Source organism: Nocardia sp. CA-107356 (assembly GCF_050946365.1).
Classification (GTDB): domain Bacteria; phylum Actinomycetota; class Actinomycetes; order Mycobacteriales; family Mycobacteriaceae; genus Nocardia.
Genome location: NZ_CP191992.1, coordinates 8740598 through 8761085, shown reverse-complemented (window position 1 = coordinate 8761085; position 20488 = coordinate 8740598). Strand labels below are relative to the sequence as shown.

Sequence of the window (20488 nt, the reverse complement as noted above, 5' to 3'; positions counted from 1 at the left end):
TATCTTGATTATCAAGACATTAGTAGTTTGACGATCAAGAGGCTTGAATGTCAAGAGAAAAATCCGAAGAGTCGGGTGAGCTGGCGGAACTGCGTGCGCAGGTCGGCCGCGAGGCGCAGGCGCTACAGGTCGCGGTCGATGACGTGGATTGGGCCGCCGCGATCCATCTCGGCATCAACCGCACCGACCTGCGGTGTCTGGAAACCCTCTTCCATGGCGAATCCACCCCCGGGGCCCTCGCCGCCGAATTGGGTCTGACCAGCGGCAGCGTCACCACCATGCTGGACCGTCTCGCGAAACTCGACTACGTCGTGCGCCATCCCGAACCGGGTGACCGGCGCAAGGTCGTCATCCGGATCACCGATAAGGCGTTGACCGAAGTCATGCGGATCTACGGCCCGATCGCACAGGAAGGTGCGGGGGAGGTGGCCCGCTACAGCGCGGCCGAATTGCGCACTGTCCTCGACTATCTGCGCCGATCACGCGAACTGCAGGACCGCCACCGCACCCGAATCGCGGATTTGCCCGAGCGCTGAATTGCGCTCCGCAAGTGGGCGTTAAGGATTGCCCATGGCCGATGCTGACATGATCACCGACATGATCACACCGCGAAACGCACGGTTGGTAGTGGCAATGGCGGCCGGGGCGATGCTCGTTGCCGGATGTAGCGGCAAGGAGGACTCGGCGGATCGCTGGAATTCACCGGCGCCCACCACCTCCCGCGAACAGTTGATGCTGACTCCCGCCGAATTCCCCTCGGGCACAACGAAACTGGATCTGCCGCAGGATAAGCTCCAGTCGGCCGTCGGCGATATCTCCGCGATACAGCAGAACGCCACCTTTACACCGGCGGAATGCGGGTCCACGCAGCAGGATCTGGGTGCGGCGACCAAGGAATTGCTCGGGCAGTCGTCGATCGCGGCGGCGACCGATAAGTCGAGCGTCATGTTCATGGAGTTCATCTCGAGCCGGACCGGAAATCTGCAGCGGATCACCGATGGCAATAAGCGGTGCGGTGAGGTCCAGATGACCTCGACGGTGGATGGTCAGCAGGTCACCGCCACCGAGCACGTCGAGAATCAACCGATGCCCCAGGAACTGAAGGGCGCGAACGCCATTGCCTACAAAGTGAGCAGTACCGCGACCGCGGGTACGGGCAGTCCGATGACCACGGCCGCGTATATGGGTTATGCGGAGGTGCGGGGGACGACGGTCGCGGTACGCGTTGCCGCGCTCCAGGATTCGCTCGACAAGGCCGCTTTCGAGCAGTTCTTCGTCGCCGCGGTCCAGAAGGTCGCGAACGCCGCCTGACCTACTTGCGGACGATCAGCTCCAGCGCGATATTGTCCGGGTCACGGAACTCGAGGATATAGCTGAACCCGATGTCCTTGATGTCCTCACGCGCGACCTCGCACGCATCGAGATGTGCTGCGGCAGACTCCAATTCGGCCAAGGATCCGAGTGGAAACGCGAGATGATCGAGCCCGACCCGGTTTTCGTCGAAGCTATCGGTGCCGACCGGTCGCAGCCCGATCATCCCGTGCTCCATCCGATAGATCACCCCACCGAAGAGAAACCCGAGCTGCTCTCGCGTCGCCGCATCCGCATCCGCGGGCACCTCGAGCGCGACCGGCCACCCGAACACCTTCTCGTAGAAGGCCCGCGACCGATCAATATCGCAAACCGTCAGCCGGACATGAGCAATGGCACTCGTCGCAATAGGCATGTCCCCATGCTCGCACCCACCCCGACTACCCGCCGGTTATGTCGCCCCACCAGGCGTTTAGGTAACAACAGCACCCATGCTGTAGCGTTGCTTCTACCGACGCGGGGTGGAGCAGCTCGGTAGCTCGCTGGGCTCATAACCCAGAGGTCGCAGGTTCAAATCCTGTCCCCGCTACAAGCGGCCCGGGCCAGAACGGTTTTCACCGATCTGGCCCGGGCCATTTTTTCGATCTACTCGACCTTTTGGTTCGGGAACACGGCGTTCTGGATGACGTCGGCCATCTCCCGGCTCGGCCGCCCCCTCGTTGCGTAGGTATTGAGGGTTTCGGTCGGGCGGGCGTGCCCGACCTGGTCGGCGACCATCACTGCCGACAGCTTGGCATCCAGGCCCAGGTCGATCAGGAGCTTGCGGAACGAGTGCCCGGTGATCCCGTCGGGAACCTCGAGCGCGGATCGCACCCGCCGCCACTGATCGTTGAAGTTCGTCGGGTCACGCAGTGTTCCTGCGCTGGATTGGAACAGCGGCGTCGTCCCGTCCTTTGTCGGCTTCAGTGTCGGAATTCGCTGTTGGAGCATTGCTACCCCGTAGGGCGGCAGCTGGAGCCATCGCCGGAGGTTTTTGGAGTTGTTGGGGTCCTGGTTGGACTCGCGCACCAGCCCGACCGTGGTGATCCGGATGACATGCCCTGTGACACTGATGATTCCGGTCTCAGGGAACCAAACTGTTGAACCAACTGTTCTGCCGCTTCAGCGACATCGTCGGGGCCTTCGAGCAGAACCCGGTTCTCGATCTGCTCAGCGGTTTTGAACAGTTGCCGGATCTCCACCAGCCGTGCTTCTGCCACCAGTACGGGATCGGGCGGGGCTCATGGAAAAACTGCTGGTTGGCGCGGTCCGCACTGCTCAGAGCATGCTCGTCGGCCAGCTCGGCCGCAGTCAGCCGACCACGCTGGCGCAGCAACAGCACCAGCTACACCAACCGGTCGGCGCGCATGCGAAAACTTTACCGAATACACGACAGGGGATGTCGTGATTTGGCGGGAGGCTTACCACCACGGCGTCACAGACAGCGGCTACCGGGCCGATGGACGTACGTACTTCAACGAATTGAATGGAGCTGATGTGGTAGCGGAACGAACGGCAGTCAACCCGGTGACGTGGTCGGTGGAGATGGGATTCAACCAGGGTGAGCTCGTCTCCGGGCACACCCGGACCCTGTACTGCTCCGGGCAGACCGCGATGAGCGGCGACGGCAAGCCCCAGCATGCCGGTGACATGGCGGCGCAGTTGGCGCTGAGCCTCGACAACTTGGAGGCCGTGCTCGGAGAGGCTCGCATGTCCCTCGCGAACCTCGTCCGGCTCAACGTCTACACCACCGACGTCGATCTGCTTTTCCAGCACTACGGCGTGCTGGCGTCGCGGTTGGGCGCTTCCGGGGTGACACCGACTACCACGATGCTCGGGGTCACACGGCTGGCGATCCCCGGCCAGATGGTGGAGCTCGAGGGAACCGCCGTCGAGTGAAGCCACCTCGCCGCCTCCGGTCGGGCTGCCGGAGGCGGCGAGTAAGCAGGAAGGCGGGTGATTTCCCGAGGCATGAAACCGAACCTAACCGAAGATGGCTGTATCGGGTTCTGTCATAACCCAGAGGTCGCAGGTTCAAATCCTGTCCCCGCTACAAGCGGCCCAGGTTAGCGAGATCCAATCTCGCTAACCTGGGCCATTTTTCGGCCTCCTGGATGTTTTGGTTCGGGAACACGGCGTTCTGGATGACTCCGGCCAGCTGCTTGCGTGCCCGTCCGGTGACGCGGATGACGTGTCCGGTCGCCACGATGCCTGTTGCAGAATCCGATCCGGTTGGTCACCGCGATCTTGACGGATGTTTGTCTGCGGGCTCGAGTTCCGCGCGTGCCGCGGTCACCAAGGCGGCGACAGCCGCAGGCAATGCATGCCGAGGGTCCGGGGCGAAGCGTGGCGAGTGGTTGACGGGCATCCGTGACGGCAGATGCCCCTCAGTGAGTAGCAATTCTTGGTCTTCCGAGGTGAACCGGCTGGGATCGGCGCCGCCGATATGCCAGAACACCGACGGACAGCCCGCCGCCGCGCCGAGCAGGCCGAAGTCTTCGCTGCCGGTGATCGGCTTCGGCAATGGGAATACTGTGAGTCCGCCTGCGGTGAGCTCCGTCATGACGCGCTCGGTGGCGCCGGGGGTGTTAACGGTCAATGGGAAGCTGTCGAAGACCTCCACTACCGGCTCACGTGGTGCGCCAGCGGCTGTGGCTTCGGCCATGACAATTCGGTCGATCGCTTCCAGCATGTCCCGACGTGAGCCAGGGGTGAAAGTCCGCAAGCTCAGTAGTATTTCCGCACTGTCGGCGATGATGTTGGCGCGTTGTCCGGCATGCAGCGCCGCAGCAGTGAGGACTGGAGCTGCCGACAGCGAGGTCTGCCGGGCAGTCAACGCCTGCAGCCGTAGCACCAGAGAGGCCGCCATCGCGAGCGGATCGACGGCCAGATGTGGAGTCGAGGCATGCCCGCCCACGCCGGTCAGCGACACCCGCACCGAATCGGCGGCAGCCATCAACGGACCACCCCGGGTCAAAATCAGCCCGGCAGGCAACGGGCTCACATGCTGCCCGAGACAGATCCAGGGCCGCGGAACCTTTTCCAGCAAACCGTCGTCGAGCATCGCCGTGGCTCCGGAGCCGGTTTCCTCGGCGGGTTGAAAGATCGCAACGACTGTGCCGGGTAGCGCGTCCGAGGCTCCCAACTCGGCGCAGACGGCCAGCAGTGCGGCGATATGGAAGTCGTGGCCACATGCGTGCATGACTCCGGGCACGGTTGAGGCGTATTCGAGATCGGTGTCCTCTTGGACCGGCAACGCATCCATATCGGCCCGCAGCCAGACCACCGGTCCGGGGGTTCCTCGAAGAACACCGACCACTCCAGTGCCGCCCACACCTGCCGTCACCTCCCAGCCGGGCAGTGACCGCAGCTCCTGGGCTACCAGGTCCGCCGTAGCGTCTTCGACCCCCGATAATTCGGGGTGCGCGTGCAGGTGCCGGTAGACCTGCTGCCAGTGTTCGTCCACGACAACTGTTCGTGTCATATCGGTCTAATCCTGCGATTCGACGGGGATTGATCCACTTGGGCTGGATGCAGCACTGCGGATCGAGCGGTCGGCAATGCTCCGCATCGTGGCAACAATGTCCGAGGGGTGCGTGAGTTGCGGGTAATGTCCGCTGTCGGTGACGGTCACGATGGTGGCATCGCTGGAATCACCGATCAGCGGATCAAGTGATCCGGCAACGATGTGGACAGGGACGGGGAACGGTTCGGTTCCGTCGAGTAGTGCCTGGAGAGCAGCGCGTTCCGAGCGTTGGTTCGCAGCCCGGAGCCAGTTGGCTACTCGGCGGGCGACGCCAGGTCGTTGCAGTTGCTTCTGCGCGCTTTCGATGGCCCGACGAATATGTTCTGCGGAAAAGGCACCGCTGTCGCCGAGCAGAGTGTTCGCCAAACGGTCGGCCGATATCCGCCTGAGGAGTGGTGCGGCGAGCATCGGTGTACGGAGCAACCAGTTGGGCCGCGCTTGGAGGAAGTACGGGGAGATGATGAGCACGGCCGTGATGCGTTCGGGATGGGCGGCGGCATAACGCAGTGCCGGTGCGGCGGCCGCTGAGTGGGCGACAAGAATGGGGCGGGTTCGTACCGGCTTCAGCAGATCGGTGACCCACTCCAGCGGTGTCGCCGCGGTAGCGGTAGAACGGCCGAGTCCGGGCAGATCGGCGACGAGAACGCGCTCGTTGCCCAATTCGCTGATCACTGCCTGCCATGAATCACCGTCAAGGGGAATTCCATGCAGGAGAACGAAATCGGGCGAAGTTCTATCTCCGGCGACAAAAGTCCGAGATCCGCCGACTTCATGGAAGCCGCCGGGAAAATTCGTCGGCGTCGCCCCGAAGCCGTCCGATACCAACCGGTCGGCCCAGCGGCGCAGGACGGTCTCGACTCGCGGCTGCTGGAGCCCTGCGGCATGGGCGACCCTATCGGTCGAGGTCGTGTCGTAACGGTCCTCGGAGAGGAATGTAAGTGTTTCGGGGTTTGCGCCGGTCAATGCGGTTGGGAGGCTGCGGATCAGCCCGACTGGCACTTGCGTTTTGGGTGCACGCACGCCCAGGTGGTCGGCCAGCAGCCGCACCATATCGGGCAGATTGGGCGTGTTCGCATCGAGCACCCAGTGCACACCGCCAGGCTCCGGATCGTAATGGGGAATCGCGGCCATGAACTTTGCGAAATGATCGACGGCGACCACGGGCACGAAGGTACGTGCGGTTCCCGGAAGTGCCGGGAGTTTCCCCATCCACAGATCGCGGACCACGTCAGCCAAACCAAGGTACTGACCGACCTCGCCGGTCTCTGAATGGCCGATCACGCTGCTGGGATTCACCACAGTCAGTGGGACACCCGATTGCGCCGCGATCACCCGCATGGCGGCATCCGCTTCGGTCTTGGAACCTTCATAGGCTCCTTTGCCCCGGTAGAGCTTCGCCAATTCTTCTTCGGGAAGCGGATACCGTGGTTCCGGGTCGGATCCGACCCGATAGCCGGATACATGGATCAGTCGACGGAGGGCACGACGGGTCGCGGACCAGTACAACACGTTGAGAGCACCCTCGACGTTTACCGCAGTGGCCTCCTCGCGTTCCAGCCCGAACCGATAAATACCGGCAACGTTGAAAACATCCCGGATACCAGCCAGTCGATCGTCGTCCGCCTGACTCAACCCCAGGTCTGTGCCTTTCGTGAAATCGCCGGACACAACCGTGAGTCGATCGGCGGCCACGCCGCGATCGCCTAGCCACACGCGCAATTCGTTCTCCCGGCTTCCTATCGGCTCGCCCTCGGCATTCGCGCGCCGCTGAGCCGGATTGCGAATAACGGCAGCGACCGCACGGCCCTGATCGAGGAGATGTAGCACTGTCCACTTGCCGATAAGGCCCGTCGCGCCGAATACCACCGCGTCTGGGGCGCTGTTCAAGGTCTCTTTCATCTCATTCCTAACTAGACCGGTCTACATATTGCATTTACACGCCGCTGAATCCTGTGCGATCGTCAGTCTTTGGCGAGCAGCCGGGCGATGCGCCGTCCGACCCGCTCAACGGGGATCCGACTGCGGCTGGCACGCGCTAGCACCAGTGCACCTTCGATTAGGGCGAGTGCCGTCGTTGCGAGGTCATCCGCTTCGGTCGGGTCGCGGCCGTCGGCGCGCAGGGCAGCTGCCAGCGTTTGTTGCCAGCCCGCGTAGATGCCACCGCAGATCGGTTGCAGGGCGTCGTTGGTGGCAGCTACCTCCAGCGCCACGGTGGCCACTGGGCAGCCTTTGCTGTAATCGGCGGCGACCATCCTGTCTGCCAATGTTTCCAGCATCGCTCGCACGAGATCGCCGAGGGTGGGCGCCTGTAGGGCCAACTCCTTGACCATGCGATCGACATCCCTGCCCGCCACGGCGAGGGCTTCGCCAACCAGCTCGTCCTTACCGCCGGGAAAGTGGTGGTAGAGCGAGCCTCTGGGGGCCTCGGCCAGCTCGAGCACCTGCTTCAGTCCGGTGCCGTGGTATCCATTCGCCTCGACCATCAATCGAGTCGCTTCAACCATCCGTGCTCGCGTCGTATCTCCCTTGGTTGCCATACGACACGCTAGACCGGTCTGCATAATCATGTCAACCATCCACGAACTCGATTGCCGGATCAATGTGGCCCGTGGTTTGTGCAGGAGCTGCATCTGCCGAGTTGTGGACCGCAACCCCGTACCGTCAGGAATCGCTATCGGCGGACAGGCGCTTCGGGAGCGCGCACACTCCCGCGGCAACGGCGATCAGCACGCCGATGGCCCACCACAGCGTTTGCGCGAAGGTGCGAGACATGTTGTGCGCGTTGGCTTGTAATCCGGCCTGGGTGAGCGCCTGTTGGAGTGGTTCGGCGAAGGGCTGGCCGGGTGGGGGTTGGCAGCTGGCCGGTACGGCGGTGGGGTCGGTGGCCGCGGAACGATCGTGGACGCAGGCACGGAACTGGGTGAGGATCTGGTCTCGGGTGGCGGTCGGGATATCGAGTTCGGTGAGTTGTTGCCGCAGGGCGGGGATCGCGGCGGTGGTGCCGTGGTCGGAGGTCTGGTCGAGTTGGGTGAAGAAGAAGACTCCGGCCAGCGCGACACCGAGGGCCATGCCGACCTGCTGGATCGTCGACAGCTGCCCGGACGCGGACCCGGCATCGTGGGCGGATACCCCCGACAGGATCAGATCGACGGCGGGGGCGACGAAGAGTCCGAATCCGAATCCGCTGATGGTGAGGGGCGCGATCATCTGCACCGAGGTAATGCCGGAACCGTAATGCGCGGCCAGATACAGGTACATGCCGAACCCGGCGGCGTTGATCATCGCGCCCGCGAACAGCACCATCCGCCCATAGCGCGGCACGAATATCTGCACGCTGGTTCCGGCTCCAGCCGCAGCGGCGACCGCGAACGGCGACGCGCTGAGCCCGGCCCGCAGCGGGGTCCAACCGAGCCCCGCTTGCAGATACAGCGTCCACACCAGGAAGTAGCCGCCGAGCGCGATCCAGAACAGCAGCCACACGACCATGCCCGCGGTAAATGTGCGGGCCAGGAACAGATCCAGCACCACCAACGGTGATCCGACCGTTGCGATGCGGCGGCGCTCGAAGACCACGAATACCGCGAGGATCAGCGCGGATGCGGCCATCAACCCGAATGTCCATACCGGCCAGCCGAGGGCGCGTCCTTCGGTCAGCGGATATACCAGCAGCAGCACGGCGCCGATCGCGAGAGCAGTGCCGATCGGATCGAGTCGGTCCGCGGTCGCCGAGCGGGACTGCCGCACCAGGACCATCGTCGCCGGGATGGCGAGCAGCCCGACGGGCACATTGACCAAGAAGATCGGCCGCCACTCCCAGTCGAACAGGTTGGCCTGCACCAGGATTCCACCCACGATCAATCCGGCCACCGACGCCGAACCGAGTACGCCACCCCAGATGCCGAGCACCTTCCCGCGCTCGGCGATGGGGAACGACACCTGCATGATCGCCAGAATCTGCGGGATCATCAGCCCGGCCGTCGCGCCCTGGACTACCCGTGCGGCGATCAGCCAGGCCGGGCCGGGAGCGATCCCGCAGGCCAACGAGGCCACCGTGAAAAGCGTCAGTCCGACCAGCAGGATGGTTTTGCGGCCGAAGAGATCGCCGAGTCGGCCGCCGGTGATCAGCAGCGCCGCGAACCCGAGCAGATAGCCCGACACCACCCACTCGAGATCCGCGTACGGAGCGTCCAGATCCCGCTGTATCGTCGGCAGCGCCACGTTCACGATCGTCACATCGAGCAGGTCCATGAACCCGGCCACCAGCAACACCACCAAGGCGAGCCAGCGCCGCCGATCGGGCGTCGGTTCGACCGACAGATGTGTCGAGCGCGGGAAGCCGGGCTGGGTGTCGAGGATGTCGGATGTTTTGCGCATCAGCTCGCCCTCCTGTTCGGCGCATGCGAGGTGGATCCGTTTCCGCGGGCGTGTCATGTCACCCCGGTCTCGGCCGTCATAGATATGACGGATCATGACCCGTCGACATGACAGGCGGATCGGGACGGGAAGGAGATACCGCTGATGACCGAGGAGACCCAGTGGCTCGGGCAGCACTTCGAGGACCACCGCGCCCATCTCACCGCCGTCGCCTACCGGATGCTCGGGTCGGCGACCGAGGCCGATGACGCGGTTCAACAGGCGTGGTTGCGGCTGGACCGCGCCGATACCGCCGGTGTGCGCAATCTGCGCAATTGGTTGACCGCCGTCGTCGCCCACATCTGCTTGGATATGTTGCGCGCCCGCAAGGCACGCCGCGAAGATCCGGTCGGCGCACTACCGACCGATCTGCCCGCCATTCCCGCGGACACCATGGATCCCGAACAAGAGGCGGTAATGGCCGACTCGGTCGGGCTGGCGCTGCTGGTCGTGCTCGACACCCTCACCCCCGCCGAGCGGCTGACTTTCGTTCTGCACGACCTGTTCGACCTGCCTTACGCCGAACTCGCGCCCATCCTCGGCCGTACCCCGGCCGCGGCCGCGCAACTGGCCGCTCGTGCCCGCCGTCGCGTCCGTGGCACATCCGTTGCCGATACCGACCGCCGCATCGCCGATGAACGTGCCGTCGTAGCTGCCTTCCTCATGGCCGCCCGCGCTGGTGATTTCGACGCACTCATCGCCGTGCTCGACCCGAACGTCGCACTGCATGCCGATGCCGTTGCCGCACCGAGCGGACAACCGATTCGGATGCGTGGCGCGCGCCGGGTCACCGCCAGCGCCCTGATGTTCTCCGCCCGCGCCCGCTACACCCGCCCCGCCCTCATCGACGGTCATGTCGGACTGGTCGTCGCGCCCAACGGAATCCTGGACTGCCTGCTCGCCTTCACCATCGCCGACCAGCGCATCACGACCATCGACATCATCGCCGACCCGGACCGACTTGCCACCATCTCGCTCGCCGTTCCCGATGTGACGCAGCCGCCGGCGCCCGAAGCCTAGCGCCGGAACAGCTTTCGCTGGCGGTGTGCCGTGTCGTGTCAGTGGCAGCCGTGAGGTCACCTCGCCCGCCGTGCCACGGTCGCCTGCCGCAGCATTCGACTGGTCGACAATCGCGCGCTGGCCGCAGGGGAACTCCGGTCCCGCGCCATGGCAGCGCGCGTTGTCATGGCGGTGTCGCTGACCCGGTTCGTTGCGCACGAATTACGTTCGGTGTCTTGGGGTCGCGATGCGGTGGACTTCGTGATCCCGCGGCGCTCACCGTGGGCGGGGATTCCGTCCCTCGGTGTCCTGGATAGGCTGCGATGTGCAATCAACCGAAAAGCGAAAGGCAGCAATATGATCCGCAAGGTCCTGCTGACGGTTACGGCTGGCATCCTTATCAGTACCCCCGCGACCGCGTCGGCAGATGTCGCGCTTCCTGATTTCGTCGCCGACAAGCCTGCTACCGCGCAGGAGGTGGCGTTCAACACCGGATCGGGGGTGGCCGACACCATTATCAATGGCCTGATTGCCGTGATCTTCGGTCCGAATGATCCATCGACATGCAAATTCCCGTACTGCTTCTGAGAATGTGCCGCTGAGGTAAAGCGAGACGGCCCCGGTGTCCTGCCGAACCGGGGCCGCTCCGGCGACCAGGTGCCACGCGGGTCACCGTCGCCAGAAAAAGTGATGCACCACCCCACTCGGGCTCGGGATCTGCTCCAAATGAAAACGGTCGACAAGTTCGTCGGGACCCGCCCACAACCTTTCGCCACGGCCGATTTCGACTGGCGCAACGGCGATGTGCATCGTATCGATGAGATCGGCGTCGAGGAACTCCCGGACCGTGGCAACTCCGCCGCCGATTCGCACGTCCTTACCGTCGGCGGCGTCGAAAGCCTGCGCCAGCGCGTCCTTCGGTGACGCATCGAGGAAATGGAACGTGGTTTCTCCCAAGGTGATCGAGGGCCGCACGTGGTGGGTGAGGACGAATACCGGCGTATGGAACGGGGGTTCGTCACCCCACCATCCTTGCCAGTCGTAGTTCTCCCATGGTCCCCGCTGCGGACCGAATTTATTGCGCCCCATGATCTCGGCGCCGATGTTGTTGGTGAAGTCGCGAGTGCAGTAGTCGTCGAGACCGTAGGTTCCCCCGGGGTCGGTCCGGTTGGGCCAGTGCGCGGTGGCGCCCGCCCAGAAGAAGAGCGGACCCGGATCGGCGTGGCCGAACGGGCGTTCGCGGCTCTGCCCCTCTCCCGAACCGTAGCCATCGCTGGACACAGTGAAGTTCTGAACGCGGACCAGCTGCGTCATCGGAGCCCCTTCTGGTTGTAAAATGCAATCAGTTAGCAACATACCTTGACTGATCTCAAAGTGCAACCAGTTGCTCATGGCAAGGTGTCGGTGCCCGAGTGCTGGTCCGCAAGCCTTATCCACGCCCGCTCGGAGCCGACGGCCGTCGTGCGGTCGCCCGACTCCGAATCGCCTCGGCCACTTCATCAACCGCGGTGCGAATCATGACCCCGTATCCATCGTCCCCGAGCGCATCCAGGCCGTCTCGTGCCGCGTCGATCTCCTGCTGAGCCGCATCGAATGAACCGAGCCGCCGGTAATTGTCGGCCAGGTTCAAATGCAGAGACGGATAGAAACCCCGGATATCGAGAGTCGCGTGGTGTTGCCGCAGTCGCTCATTTGTCAGACATTCCGCGGCATCGAGCGCACGAACGTCCCAGCAAAGCGCCTGTGCCGCATCGTCATATAGATCGGCGAGATAATGCGCCAGCGTGCACCGATGCAATGGATCGCCCTGCGGGCCGATCGCCGCCCATATCCCGAGCAACCATTCGCGCGCGGCCTGCGCCGATCCCGTCCGGCCGAGCTCAACCGCTTGGGTAATGGCGGCCATCGTCTCCTGTGCCGATTGTGTTGTACCAGTGGCATTCATGCCCGGGGCTCCTTCGAGTTCGCGATAGCAGTCGGCATTACGAGAGTGGTGAGATCCCCGTCGTTCGCCGACCGAACGACGACGGGTGCGTCGGCCGCGGCGATATCGAGCATGATCTCCGGACCGATCGCGCTCACCAATGCGGGCCGTAATGTCGTGGGGGAGAAGGCGAGTTCGGTGTCCGGCCCAGTAACGGATGCGGGTATGTGCTGGGGCTCACTCGCCTGCGGTTCGGTATCGGAAGGCTCGATTCGGCCATTGCGCCTCACGAAAAGCCCTGACTCGTCGGCGAAGAAGACAATCTGCTCGGCACCCCAATTCTCGAGCACGGCGAGCAGCGCATCCCGTTCCGCCACCACCCGAGTCCGAACCGCAGCCAGCCCCGCCAACATCGCCCGATAGTCCGGATACGCCGCATCGATGGCGCCGCATCGACGCTCGGCACCACCACCGGTCAGCACCAGTTCACCGCCCGCGCACCGCATAGTCACTTCGTCCAATTCCCGCAGCCAGGAACCGATTCCGCCGAAGTCGCTCGCATCGACAACCGCCGACCAGGTCGCACCACTCGGCCGCACCGGCACCATTGCCCGCGTCGACAGCCGATACCGATCCGTGGCCGTCACCGTGACCGAATCAGCACTCGACTCCACCAAAATCCCTGACAGCACCGGTATTTCACGATCCAGAGCCGCCGCTGACCGCACCTGTTCGATGGCCGCGGCAAGTACCGCCGCGGACAGCATCACACCGGCCCGGATCTCCGCCTTGATCACCCGGGTAACTGCCGCGGCCTCCCGCGCGCGCTCGGCAAGCTCCGCCACATGGTCATCGAGCAATCGCTCCGCCCGCGCACTGTCCCCGTCCAAAATCTCCGAAACAACCTCGAGCGGCACCCCGATCCCGCGCAGCCGTCGAATCAGCACCCCCCGATCGACCTGCGCCTCGCTGTAATACCGATACCCGGTCATCCCATCGACCCGAACCGGAACCAGCAGCCCGCAATCGTCATAGAACCGCAGCGCACTGGCGGTGAGCCCACAGGCCCGCGCCAACCCGCCGATCGTGATCAACCCATCGCCCGCCACCCGCTCATCATGGAGTCTCAGGTAACCCGAAGGTCAAACGGCGATCAGGACCGGTGCACCGGTCCATGCGAATCGGCGCAGTGCGCGTCATCGGCCGCGACCTCGAGATCCGACGAATGGTCCACTTGCAAAGTCGTATGCTCCAACGCGAATTCGTCGTGCAGCACTGTCTCGATTGTCGAACGAACCGCATGGCAGTCGGCTTTATCGTCGACGAGGACGTGCGCCGAAAGTGAGGGCTGTCCGGAGGTGATCTGCCAGACGTGCAGGTCGTGGACCTCCGTCACCTGCGGGATCGCGACGATCCGTGCCCCGATGGCGTCCGGATTCAGGTGGGCGGGCGCGGCCTCCAGGAAGATCCGCCCCGATTCCCGAACCAATGACCAGCCCGCCTTGATCATCAGCCCCGCGACGACCAGTGCCGCGATCGCATCGGCACGGGCGAACCCGGCCAGCCACACCACCGCGCCCGCGATGGCGGTCCCGATGAAGGCATAGAGGTCATTGAGGATGTGCTGGAACGCGCCCTCGATATTCAGGCTGGTCCGGTTGGCGCGGCTGATGCTCCAGGCGGCGGCGATATTGACGGCGATCCCGACCAACGCCGTGATCAACACCAATGGACCTTCGACATCCGGCGGATGGATCAGCCGATTGATGCCCTCGTATACGAACCATGCCGCAAGCAGCAGCAACGTAATGCCATTGGCCTGTGCCGAAAGAATCTCGACCCGTTTGAACCCATAGGTGTACCGCCCCTGCGCCGGACGTCGAGCCAACCGGATCGCGATCATCGCGAGCACGATCGACGCGGCATCGGTGAGCATATGCGCGGCGTCGGAGATCAGCGCCAGCGAATGCGCCAGCAGGCCGACGATCACCTCGGCCACCATGAACGCGACGATCAAGCCGAGTGCGATGGCCAGCCAGCGCGGATCCGAATCGGCCGAGACGCCGTGGTCGTGGCTGTGCCCGTGTTCGTCCGCATGGCCGGAGTGCGCATGGCCGGATTCATGCGAGTGGTCATGAGCCATGTGTTCAGCCTCGCTGACCACCGCTGCGGACCGCTTCGGCGACACGCACTGTTCGCCCATAGTCGAACGCTCCTTCCGCTTCACATCGCTGCCGTCCGACAGACTAGCCGATCTTGCACTCATGCGCATGTGTGAATATGAAAAGCCGCTCGAACGCCTGGATCAACAGTGTCGAATTCGTGATCATGCGAACCGACCGGCCCGACTACTATGCGGAAAGCACCTCTTCGTGATCAACAACTGCGATATCCGGGCGGTGCGGACCGGCCTGGATAGCTGGGGCGGTCCGATCGGTGAGCGTGCGTCAGCGAGCGAATTTGAACACGGCCGCCAACTGCGCACTGCGAGCCGTGCGCAGTGCGGCGGCGTTAGCGCAGGAGGGGTTTCATGGACAGGCCTGGGTGGGCGCCTGAGGGCGTGGATATGCAACAGGCGAGCCCGGCACGGATGTATGACGCGTTGCTCGGCGGCTCACACAACTTCGAGATCGATCGCCAGGCCGCCGAGGCGGGCAAGCGTTTGGTGCCCGATCTGCCGCGGCTGGCGCTGAGCAACCGGGCTTTCTTGCGTCGTGTGGTCCGATTCCTGGTCGACCAGGGGCTGCGCCAATTCCTCGATATCGGCTCGGGCATTCCGACCGCGGGCAATGTGCATGAGGTCGCGCAGTCCTTGGATCCGGATGTCCGCGTGCTGTATGCCGATATCGATCCGATCGCCGTCGCCCACGCCCGTGCGATCCTGCAGGACAACGACAAGGCTGCGGCCATCGAAGCGGACCTGCGCAAACCCGACGAGCTGCTCGCCCGCGTCCGCGAGACCGGCCTCATCGATTTCGACCAACCGGTCGGGGTCTTGATGATGGCGGTACTGCACCTGCTCTCCGACGATGACCGCCCGGTCGAGAAGGTTTCCGCACTGCGCGCGGCCGTTCCCGCCGGAAGCTACGTCGCGATCTCGCACCTGACATCGGAGATGCGCCCCGAGGATGCGGGCAAGCTCGGCCACAATGCGGCGAATGTGACCCGCGTCGGCATCCACTTCCGCTCGAAGGACGCCATTGTCGCAATGTTCCAAGGGTGGGAGCTGGTCGAACCGGGCGTCGTCGAGCTACCCGTCTGGCGCCCGGAATCCGAACGTGACCAGCACGAGACGCCGGGCCGATCGCTCGGCCTGGCCGGCGTCGGCCTGAAGTTCTGACCGCAGCGCTGACAGGGGGTTCGAGTCGGGATGGGTGAACTGGCGGTGCGATGGGCGGATGCGCTCGACGGTGCCGTGGCTCCGACCCTCAACCGAACCCAAATCGAAAGCCTGCTAGCGGAACTCGGCGATGTACTCGTCGCGGCGGTGCGCGGTACGCGGGCGGTCGAGGTCGCCAATGACGCAGCTGCGGTACTTGTTGCGGCGAATTACCGTGACTCGATTGCGGTCAGCCGGTCGGTTCTGGTTATCTGCCGGGATATCGTGCGTGAAATCTGCCCCACTGGAACCGAATCCGAATACGAGGCGATTCGTGAGCGTGCGATAGTTGTCGCTGCCGAGTTCGCTGCGGGTTTCACCTCCGCGCTGCGGAACGCGGCGTTAGGGGAGCAGGAAACCACACTCGCAGCGGCACTTTCGGCCGCGCAGGAGGCCGAGGTGCGAAGGCAGTTGTCGGAGGCCAGGTTCGAAGCGGTCTTCACGGGAGCGTCGGTTGGTATCGGGACGGTGGACGTCACCGGCCGAGTGTTGGAGGTGAACGCGGCCATGGCCGATATGCTCGGCCTACCCGCGGCGATGATGCCCGGCCGATCGGTCGCCGAACTGCTCGGCCCCGCGAATATCGGTGACGCATATGCCAATTTGGAGCACCTACTCAGCGGTCGGACCGACCGTTTCCGCCTCGAAACCGACCATCTTCGCCGCGACGGGACCATCACCAGTATCGACCTGTCCATGTCCGCGGTACGTGACAACAGTGGGCGAATCCGCTTCCTGATCGGCGTCGCCGTCGATGTCACCGAACGCAAGAAGCTCGCCGACCGGCTGTGGCACGACGCCAATCACGACAGCCTGACCGGCCTGCCCAACCGCGTGCTGTTCTTCAACCGACTGGCGAATGCCGTTCCGCCAGTGGGTGTTTGCTATCTCGACCTCGACGGATTCAAGGAAGTCAACGACGTATGGGGACATACGGTCGGGGACCGGGTACTGCGCGACGTCGCCCAACGCCTGCGCGTATCCATCGAATCGGTTGGCGGGTTGGTCGCGCGAATCGGCGGCGACGAGTTCATCGTTCTCGTCGAAAAATGCACAGGTGCAGAACAATTGGTCACGGTTTCCGGGCTGCTGCTCGACGCACTCGCCACCCCGATGCAGGTGGCCGGGCAGGCTGTGACCGTAGGCGCCAGCATCGGAACGGTTTTCGCCGAAGAACGCCCCACCGATATCGACGAGATGATGCATGCCGTCGATACCGCGATGTACCGCAACAAAGCCGCCGGAGGACGCCGGATACGGCACGAATCGCCTTAGCCGCCCACGGAAGATCACGATGTTCTCGATTTCGCTCGGCCCGGATGGCGCCGAACTGCGCCCGCTCGAACCGCGACATGCCGCGGAGTTTCTGGACCATATGGACCGAGGGCGGGAGTCCGTCGGGCAATACATCAAAGTCCCGGACGCGGTCACGGATCTGGAGTCGAGCCGTACGTACCTGCGGCAGTATGCGGAGAAGGCGGCGGCCGACACCGGGCGGATCTATGGGACCTGGGCCGAGGGCACACTGGTCGGCAGCGTCCTGTTCCGGACGATGGACCTCGCGCTCGGTGTCGCCGAGGCGGGCTGCTGGTTGGAGCCATCCGCCGCGGGTCGTGGCCTTGCGACGCGCGCCGTCCGGGTGATCATCGACTGGGCCATCGAGGAGCGCGGCATCCATCGGGTGGAGTGGCTGGTCGCGGCGCCGAATCAGGCCAGCATCGCCGTGGCTCGGCGATTGGGGATGACCAAAGACGGTGTGCTGCGGGAGTTCTACCCGCATCGGGGTCGACGGTTCGACGTGGAAGTCTGGTCGGTGCTGGCCCCGGAGTGGCGCGCGGGCAAGGAAATCGGCTAGCTGCCAGAGCTGTGCTCCAGAGTGCTGGTCCCCGCGCGCGCCACCACCGTCCCGTGCTCGCTGATCAGCCATTGCCCGCATATGCAGCGCAGGTAGCTGGTGGAGCCGTGTGCCGACACCAGGGTCGGGGCGGACCAGGAGCAAGACGGGCAGGTAGCGATCATGCGTCCAGCCTGATGTAATGACCTAGTGCATTTCAACCCTTACGGAGGAGCGGCGGCCGAACTGGCCGCGCGACTGGTGAACGCGGACCCGCGGCAAGACCTGCTGCACCTGCTCGGCGAATCCGGCTACAAGCCGCTCGGCACCCTCGATACCCGGCAGACCGCCGAACTGCGCCGCTGGATCGCACGCCTCGATGCGGTCTTCACCGAACCGAGCGTCGACCTGCTCAACGCTCTGCTCGCCGAAACAACCAGCCAGCCCTACATCTCCACCCACGACGGCCGTGCGCCGCACCTGCACTACGCCCGTGCGGACGCACCCATCGACGAGCGCGTCAAGGCGTACACAGCGGCCGGGCTCGCGGAGCTCTTCTGCGAGGATCCGGGCCGCATCGGACGCTGCGCCCGCGCGGGGTGCGACGTTGTTTTCGTCGACACCTCACGCAACGGCAGGCGCAGATACTGTTCGACCCGCTGTTCGACCCGCGTGCACGTCGCGGAGCATCGCACCCGCCGCTCCGCCTGATCGTGGGCAAGCCGGTACTCGCGTTCTGCTGGCGATCGCGTCGTCGGCGTTGCGGATCTGATTCGCGCAAGCGCTCAACCCTGGAGGTCGATCCGCTCCCACGACAGTGCCTCCCGCCACGCCGGCCGCTGAGAAGCCCAGTCCTGCACCACCTTCACTACCAGTTCGAAGGCGGGCGAGTATGCACTGTCCCAAGGCGCTGTATCGTGCACCGTGGCTCGGAAATGTCGATCGGGTCCGCCGTCGCGGTATTCGATGAAGTATCCGTCCTTCGGATCCACCTGCTCATCCAGATGAACCTGGATGTAATAGTGGCCGAGCGGCACTGGATTCGGGCATTCGACAATGATGTACGGATACCTGAAGTTCATGCTGGCGAGCAGGTCGTGCAGGGCTTCGTCGGACGGATTGTCGACCGCATGATCCGGAGCCGCGCTCGTCGCCCTGACTTCAACCATTTCGTTCATGCCGTGCATTCTTACCGAATGCTCCCGGGGACGCGGATCACTGGAGGTGCACCGGTAACGCGACCAACCCCTGCGACCGCCATGAGGCTCGATACTCCAGCTCTGATTCCGGAACAGCCAGGCGCACTTGTGGATACCGAACGAACAGCTCCGGCACCACCGCGTCGACGATCAGATCGCTGACCTGTGCGCCCAGACAATAGTGGGGTCCGCGCCCGAACATCAGGCTCGGTCGCCCATTGCGGGCAGGATCGGAATCGGCGCCGAATACCGACAACAGTACGGTGTCGCCCTTGGGGATGATCTGGTCGCCAATCGTCAAGTCGCTGACCGCGAATCGCCGAATCGCGAACGGCAGCGGATTGGCAGCCTCCATCAGCTCATCACGCCGAGCCGTCCAGTTTGCTGGTGCATCAGCCGCCAACAGCGCCGCAAATATGTTGCCGCACAAATGAACCACATTCTCCAGCCCCGCCAGCATCATCAGAAACGCCAGCGAAACCAGCTCGTCCTCGGACAGCAGGTCGGCGTCATCACGCGCCCGCACCCACCCACTGATCAGATCATCGCCCGGCACCTCGCGCTTGAATCGCACCACGCTCGTGAATGTCTCCGCCAGCGACGTGACGGCCCCCGCCAGTCGCATTGCGGACTCTTTCGACGAGGCGTCGAATGTCACCATGGCGGTGGCGGCATCGCGCAATTCTCCGTGCTGATCAGCGGGCACGCCGAGCAATTCGCCGATCGTGAGCGCGGGCACCGGAACACAGAGCTGATTCAACAGATCAACTGTGCCGCTGGCATTTTCGGCCAGCGAACTGAACGCGGCACCGCTGACCCGTCGAACCACGTTCCGAAGCGAATCGGCCGACCTCCGCGAGAAGGCTGGCGCCGCGAGTCGCCGAATCCGAGAATGCTCGGCCCCATCCGTATTCAGCAGATTCCGATCCAACGCAGGCGGCAACGAGAACCCCGAATACCCACCCCCGGAATGCCGCTTGTCGAGACTCAGCCGCGCATCACCGAGCAGCGCGGACACCTCGTCATACCCACTGACCACCCAAACCTGTTGTCCATCAGGCAGTTCAGCCCTCCGGACCGCCCCACGCCACCCGGCATGATCACGCCACCGAGATCGACCCGCCGTTCCAACCGGACACACACCCGCCATCACAACTCCTCATTACCACCTGCTGTGCCGGATGACGAGCCTGCCCTGTTCGGCATACTGCCGGATGCGTCAACAACTGACCGGGGGAGAACCATGAGTGATGCCACAGAGCTGCCGACCGAGGACCGCCCCGACGATCGTGACATCGGGGCGTCCGGCCGCGGCCTCAACTCACGCGGAAATGATCCCGCTGTACGTTGTCCAGGCCCGCCCCTTGGATTTGCACCCGAAACTACCGTGAAACCCCTGCTCACACCGCGCCCCGGCATACTCGATGTAGGACCCCCACGTACCGGCCCCGGTCTTGACGTCCGCAAGATCCGGATTACCACCCGGCAAGGTATGCGTTCCGACAGTGAACGTCGGATGCGCAGGCAACCACGATTGATCGATCACGATATCCCGCACCGGAAAAAGGAACGGCAGAAAGCTGTACTGAACCTGCGCCTGATTCGCGAAATCACACCCAACCGTGCCATCCCCAGCAATCGAGCAGTTCACGGACCCGGACGTGAAATACACAGTGTCCATGTCGTCGGCCTGTGCCGTCCCGGCGAACAACACCGACACCAACCCCACAACCGCAAACACCCCAACAACTCGTCTTACGATGCGCCGCATGCAAACTCCTCGATGCTGTCGATAGTGCAGGTAAACGAACCGACTTGTTTGTCGAATCCACCCAGGTATTCGTTTCAACCATCACCGCAGACG

At 64.0% G+C, this 20488-nt stretch carries 23 protein-coding genes and 1 tRNA gene; 10 read left to right on the top strand and 14 right to left on the bottom strand.

The window, feature by feature from the left end; translation table 11 throughout:
- The first annotated feature begins 47 nt into the window (after nucleotides 1–47).
- Both ACQP1G_RS39560 and ACQP1G_RS39555 read left to right on the top strand, forming a co-directional pair.
- The gene (locus tag ACQP1G_RS39560) at nucleotides 48–536 is read left to right on the top strand and encodes a MarR family winged helix-turn-helix transcriptional regulator (RefSeq protein ID WP_433194808.1); all 489 of its coding nucleotides are present in this window, start codon (nucleotides 48–50) and stop codon (nucleotides 534–536) included.
- Between the two features lie 34 nt (nucleotides 537–570).
- The gene (locus tag ACQP1G_RS39555; protein ID WP_433194806.1) at nucleotides 571–1311 is read left to right on the top strand and encodes a hypothetical protein; all 741 of its coding nucleotides are present in this window, start codon (nucleotides 571–573) and stop codon (nucleotides 1309–1311) included.
- Between the two features lies 1 nt (nucleotide 1312).
- Here ACQP1G_RS39555 and ACQP1G_RS39550 read toward each other — a convergent pair whose 3' ends face one another.
- Nucleotides 1313–1726, bottom strand: coding sequence for a VOC family protein (locus tag ACQP1G_RS39550; protein ID WP_433194804.1), 414 nt, complete (start codon nucleotides 1724–1726; stop codon nucleotides 1313–1315).
- A gap of 100 nt (nucleotides 1727–1826) precedes the next feature.
- Between ACQP1G_RS39550 and ACQP1G_RS39545 the strand changes: the two genes are divergently transcribed.
- Nucleotides 1827–1900, top strand: a tRNA-Met gene (locus tag ACQP1G_RS39545).
- A gap of 56 nt (nucleotides 1901–1956) precedes the next feature.
- On the opposite strand, the gene ACQP1G_RS39540 is transcribed toward ACQP1G_RS39545, so the two are convergent.
- Nucleotides 1957–2379, bottom strand: a complete 423-nt coding sequence (locus ACQP1G_RS39540; protein ID WP_433194802.1) for a hypothetical protein — start codon at nucleotides 2377–2379, stop codon at nucleotides 1957–1959.
- A gap of 55 nt (nucleotides 2380–2434) precedes the next feature.
- Nucleotides 2435–2692: a hypothetical protein gene (locus ACQP1G_RS39535; protein WP_433194800.1), complete on the bottom strand. Its 258-nt coding sequence runs from the start codon at nucleotides 2690–2692 to the stop codon at nucleotides 2435–2437.
- A 203-nt stretch (nucleotides 2693–2895) separates the two neighbouring features.
- On the opposite strand from ACQP1G_RS39535, the gene ACQP1G_RS39530 reads away from it, so the two are divergent.
- Nucleotides 2896–3249, top strand: a complete 354-nt coding sequence (locus tag ACQP1G_RS39530; protein WP_433209195.1) for a RidA family protein — start codon at nucleotides 2896–2898, stop codon at nucleotides 3247–3249.
- Nucleotides 3250–3586: 337 nt separating this feature from the next.
- On the opposite strand, the gene ACQP1G_RS39525 is transcribed toward ACQP1G_RS39530, so the two are convergent.
- The 4 genes from ACQP1G_RS39525 to ACQP1G_RS39510 form a co-directional block, all read right to left on the bottom strand.
- Nucleotides 3587–4834 carry an amidohydrolase gene (locus ACQP1G_RS39525; protein WP_433194798.1) on the bottom strand — a complete coding sequence of 416 codons (1248 nt, stop codon included), beginning with the start codon at nucleotides 4832–4834 and terminating at the stop codon, nucleotides 3587–3589.
- A gap of 6 nt (nucleotides 4835–4840) precedes the next feature.
- Nucleotides 4841–6775, bottom strand: a complete 1935-nt coding sequence (locus ACQP1G_RS39520) for an alpha/beta fold hydrolase (RefSeq protein WP_433194796.1) — start codon at nucleotides 6773–6775, stop codon at nucleotides 4841–4843.
- Between the two features lie 62 nt (nucleotides 6776–6837).
- On the bottom strand, nucleotides 6838–7380 hold the full coding sequence (locus ACQP1G_RS39515) for a TetR/AcrR family transcriptional regulator (RefSeq protein WP_433194794.1): 543 nt from the start codon (nucleotides 7378–7380) through the stop codon (nucleotides 6838–6840).
- A 157-nt stretch (nucleotides 7381–7537) separates the two neighbouring features.
- Nucleotides 7538–9250, bottom strand: a complete 1713-nt coding sequence (locus ACQP1G_RS39510; RefSeq protein ID WP_433194792.1) for an MFS transporter — start codon at nucleotides 9248–9250, stop codon at nucleotides 7538–7540.
- 144 nt (nucleotides 9251–9394) lie between these two features.
- Here ACQP1G_RS39510 and ACQP1G_RS39505 point away from each other — a divergent pair, with 144 nt between their 5' ends.
- On the top strand, nucleotides 9395–10309 hold the full coding sequence (locus ACQP1G_RS39505; RefSeq protein WP_433194790.1) for a sigma-70 family RNA polymerase sigma factor: 915 nt from the start codon (nucleotides 9395–9397) through the stop codon (nucleotides 10307–10309).
- 147 nt (nucleotides 10310–10456) lie between these two features.
- On the top strand, nucleotides 10457–10876 hold the full coding sequence (locus ACQP1G_RS39500) for a hypothetical protein (RefSeq protein WP_433194788.1): 420 nt from the start codon (nucleotides 10457–10459) through the stop codon (nucleotides 10874–10876).
- 81 nt (nucleotides 10877–10957) lie between these two features.
- Here the strand turns inward: ACQP1G_RS39500 and ACQP1G_RS39495 are convergent, their stop codons facing one another.
- From ACQP1G_RS39495 to ACQP1G_RS39480, 4 genes are all read right to left on the bottom strand, one after another.
- Entirely contained in the window at nucleotides 10958–11602 is a 645-nt protein-coding gene (locus tag ACQP1G_RS39495) for a dihydrofolate reductase family protein (RefSeq protein WP_433194786.1), read from the bottom strand.
- 115 nt (nucleotides 11603–11717) lie between these two features.
- Nucleotides 11718–12233, bottom strand: coding sequence for a hypothetical protein (locus ACQP1G_RS39490; RefSeq protein ID WP_433194784.1), 516 nt, complete (start codon nucleotides 12231–12233; stop codon nucleotides 11718–11720).
- Nucleotides 12230–13321 carry a MerR family transcriptional regulator gene (locus ACQP1G_RS39485; protein WP_433194782.1) on the bottom strand — a complete coding sequence of 364 codons (1092 nt, stop codon included), beginning with the start codon at nucleotides 13319–13321 and terminating at the stop codon, nucleotides 12230–12232. Before ACQP1G_RS39485 ends, ACQP1G_RS39490 begins: the two co-directional genes overlap by 4 nt.
- A 44-nt stretch (nucleotides 13322–13365) precedes the next feature.
- Nucleotides 13366–14355 carry a cation diffusion facilitator family transporter gene (locus ACQP1G_RS39480; protein WP_433194780.1) on the bottom strand — a complete coding sequence of 330 codons (990 nt, stop codon included), beginning with the start codon at nucleotides 14353–14355 and terminating at the stop codon, nucleotides 13366–13368.
- Nucleotides 14356–14742: 387 nt separating this feature from the next.
- On the opposite strand from ACQP1G_RS39480, the gene ACQP1G_RS39475 reads away from it, so the two are divergent.
- The 4 genes from ACQP1G_RS39475 (at nucleotide 14743) to ACQP1G_RS39460 (ending at nucleotide 18136) form a co-directional block, all read left to right on the top strand.
- Nucleotides 14743–15552 carry an SAM-dependent methyltransferase gene (locus ACQP1G_RS39475; protein ID WP_433194779.1) on the top strand — a complete coding sequence of 270 codons (810 nt, stop codon included), beginning with the start codon at nucleotides 14743–14745 and terminating at the stop codon, nucleotides 15550–15552.
- Nucleotides 15553–15582: 30 nt separating this feature from the next.
- Entirely contained in the window at nucleotides 15583–16866 is a 1284-nt protein-coding gene (locus ACQP1G_RS39470) for a diguanylate cyclase domain-containing protein (RefSeq protein WP_433194778.1), read from the top strand.
- A 19-nt stretch (nucleotides 16867–16885) separates the two neighbouring features.
- On the top strand, nucleotides 16886–17446 hold the full coding sequence (locus tag ACQP1G_RS39465) for a GNAT family N-acetyltransferase (protein ID WP_433194777.1): 561 nt from the start codon (nucleotides 16886–16888) through the stop codon (nucleotides 17444–17446).
- A gap of 189 nt (nucleotides 17447–17635) precedes the next feature.
- A complete protein-coding gene (locus ACQP1G_RS39460; RefSeq protein WP_433194776.1) occupies nucleotides 17636–18136 on the top strand; it encodes a CGNR zinc finger domain-containing protein in 501 nt (166 codons plus the stop codon).
- A 74-nt stretch (nucleotides 18137–18210) separates the two neighbouring features.
- Here the strand turns inward: ACQP1G_RS39460 and ACQP1G_RS39455 are convergent, their stop codons facing one another.
- The 3 genes from ACQP1G_RS39455 to ACQP1G_RS39445 form a co-directional block, all read right to left on the bottom strand.
- The gene (locus ACQP1G_RS39455) at nucleotides 18211–18603 is read right to left on the bottom strand and encodes a hypothetical protein (protein WP_433194775.1); all 393 of its coding nucleotides are present in this window, start codon (nucleotides 18601–18603) and stop codon (nucleotides 18211–18213) included.
- Nucleotides 18604–18640: 37 nt separating this feature from the next.
- Nucleotides 18641–19453 carry a hypothetical protein gene (locus ACQP1G_RS39450; RefSeq protein ID WP_433194774.1) on the bottom strand — a complete coding sequence of 271 codons (813 nt, stop codon included), beginning with the start codon at nucleotides 19451–19453 and terminating at the stop codon, nucleotides 18641–18643.
- Between the two features lie 492 nt (nucleotides 19454–19945).
- Nucleotides 19946–20395, bottom strand: coding sequence for a hypothetical protein (locus ACQP1G_RS39445; protein WP_433194773.1), 450 nt, complete (start codon nucleotides 20393–20395; stop codon nucleotides 19946–19948).
- Nucleotides 20396–20488: the final 93 nt, after the last annotated feature.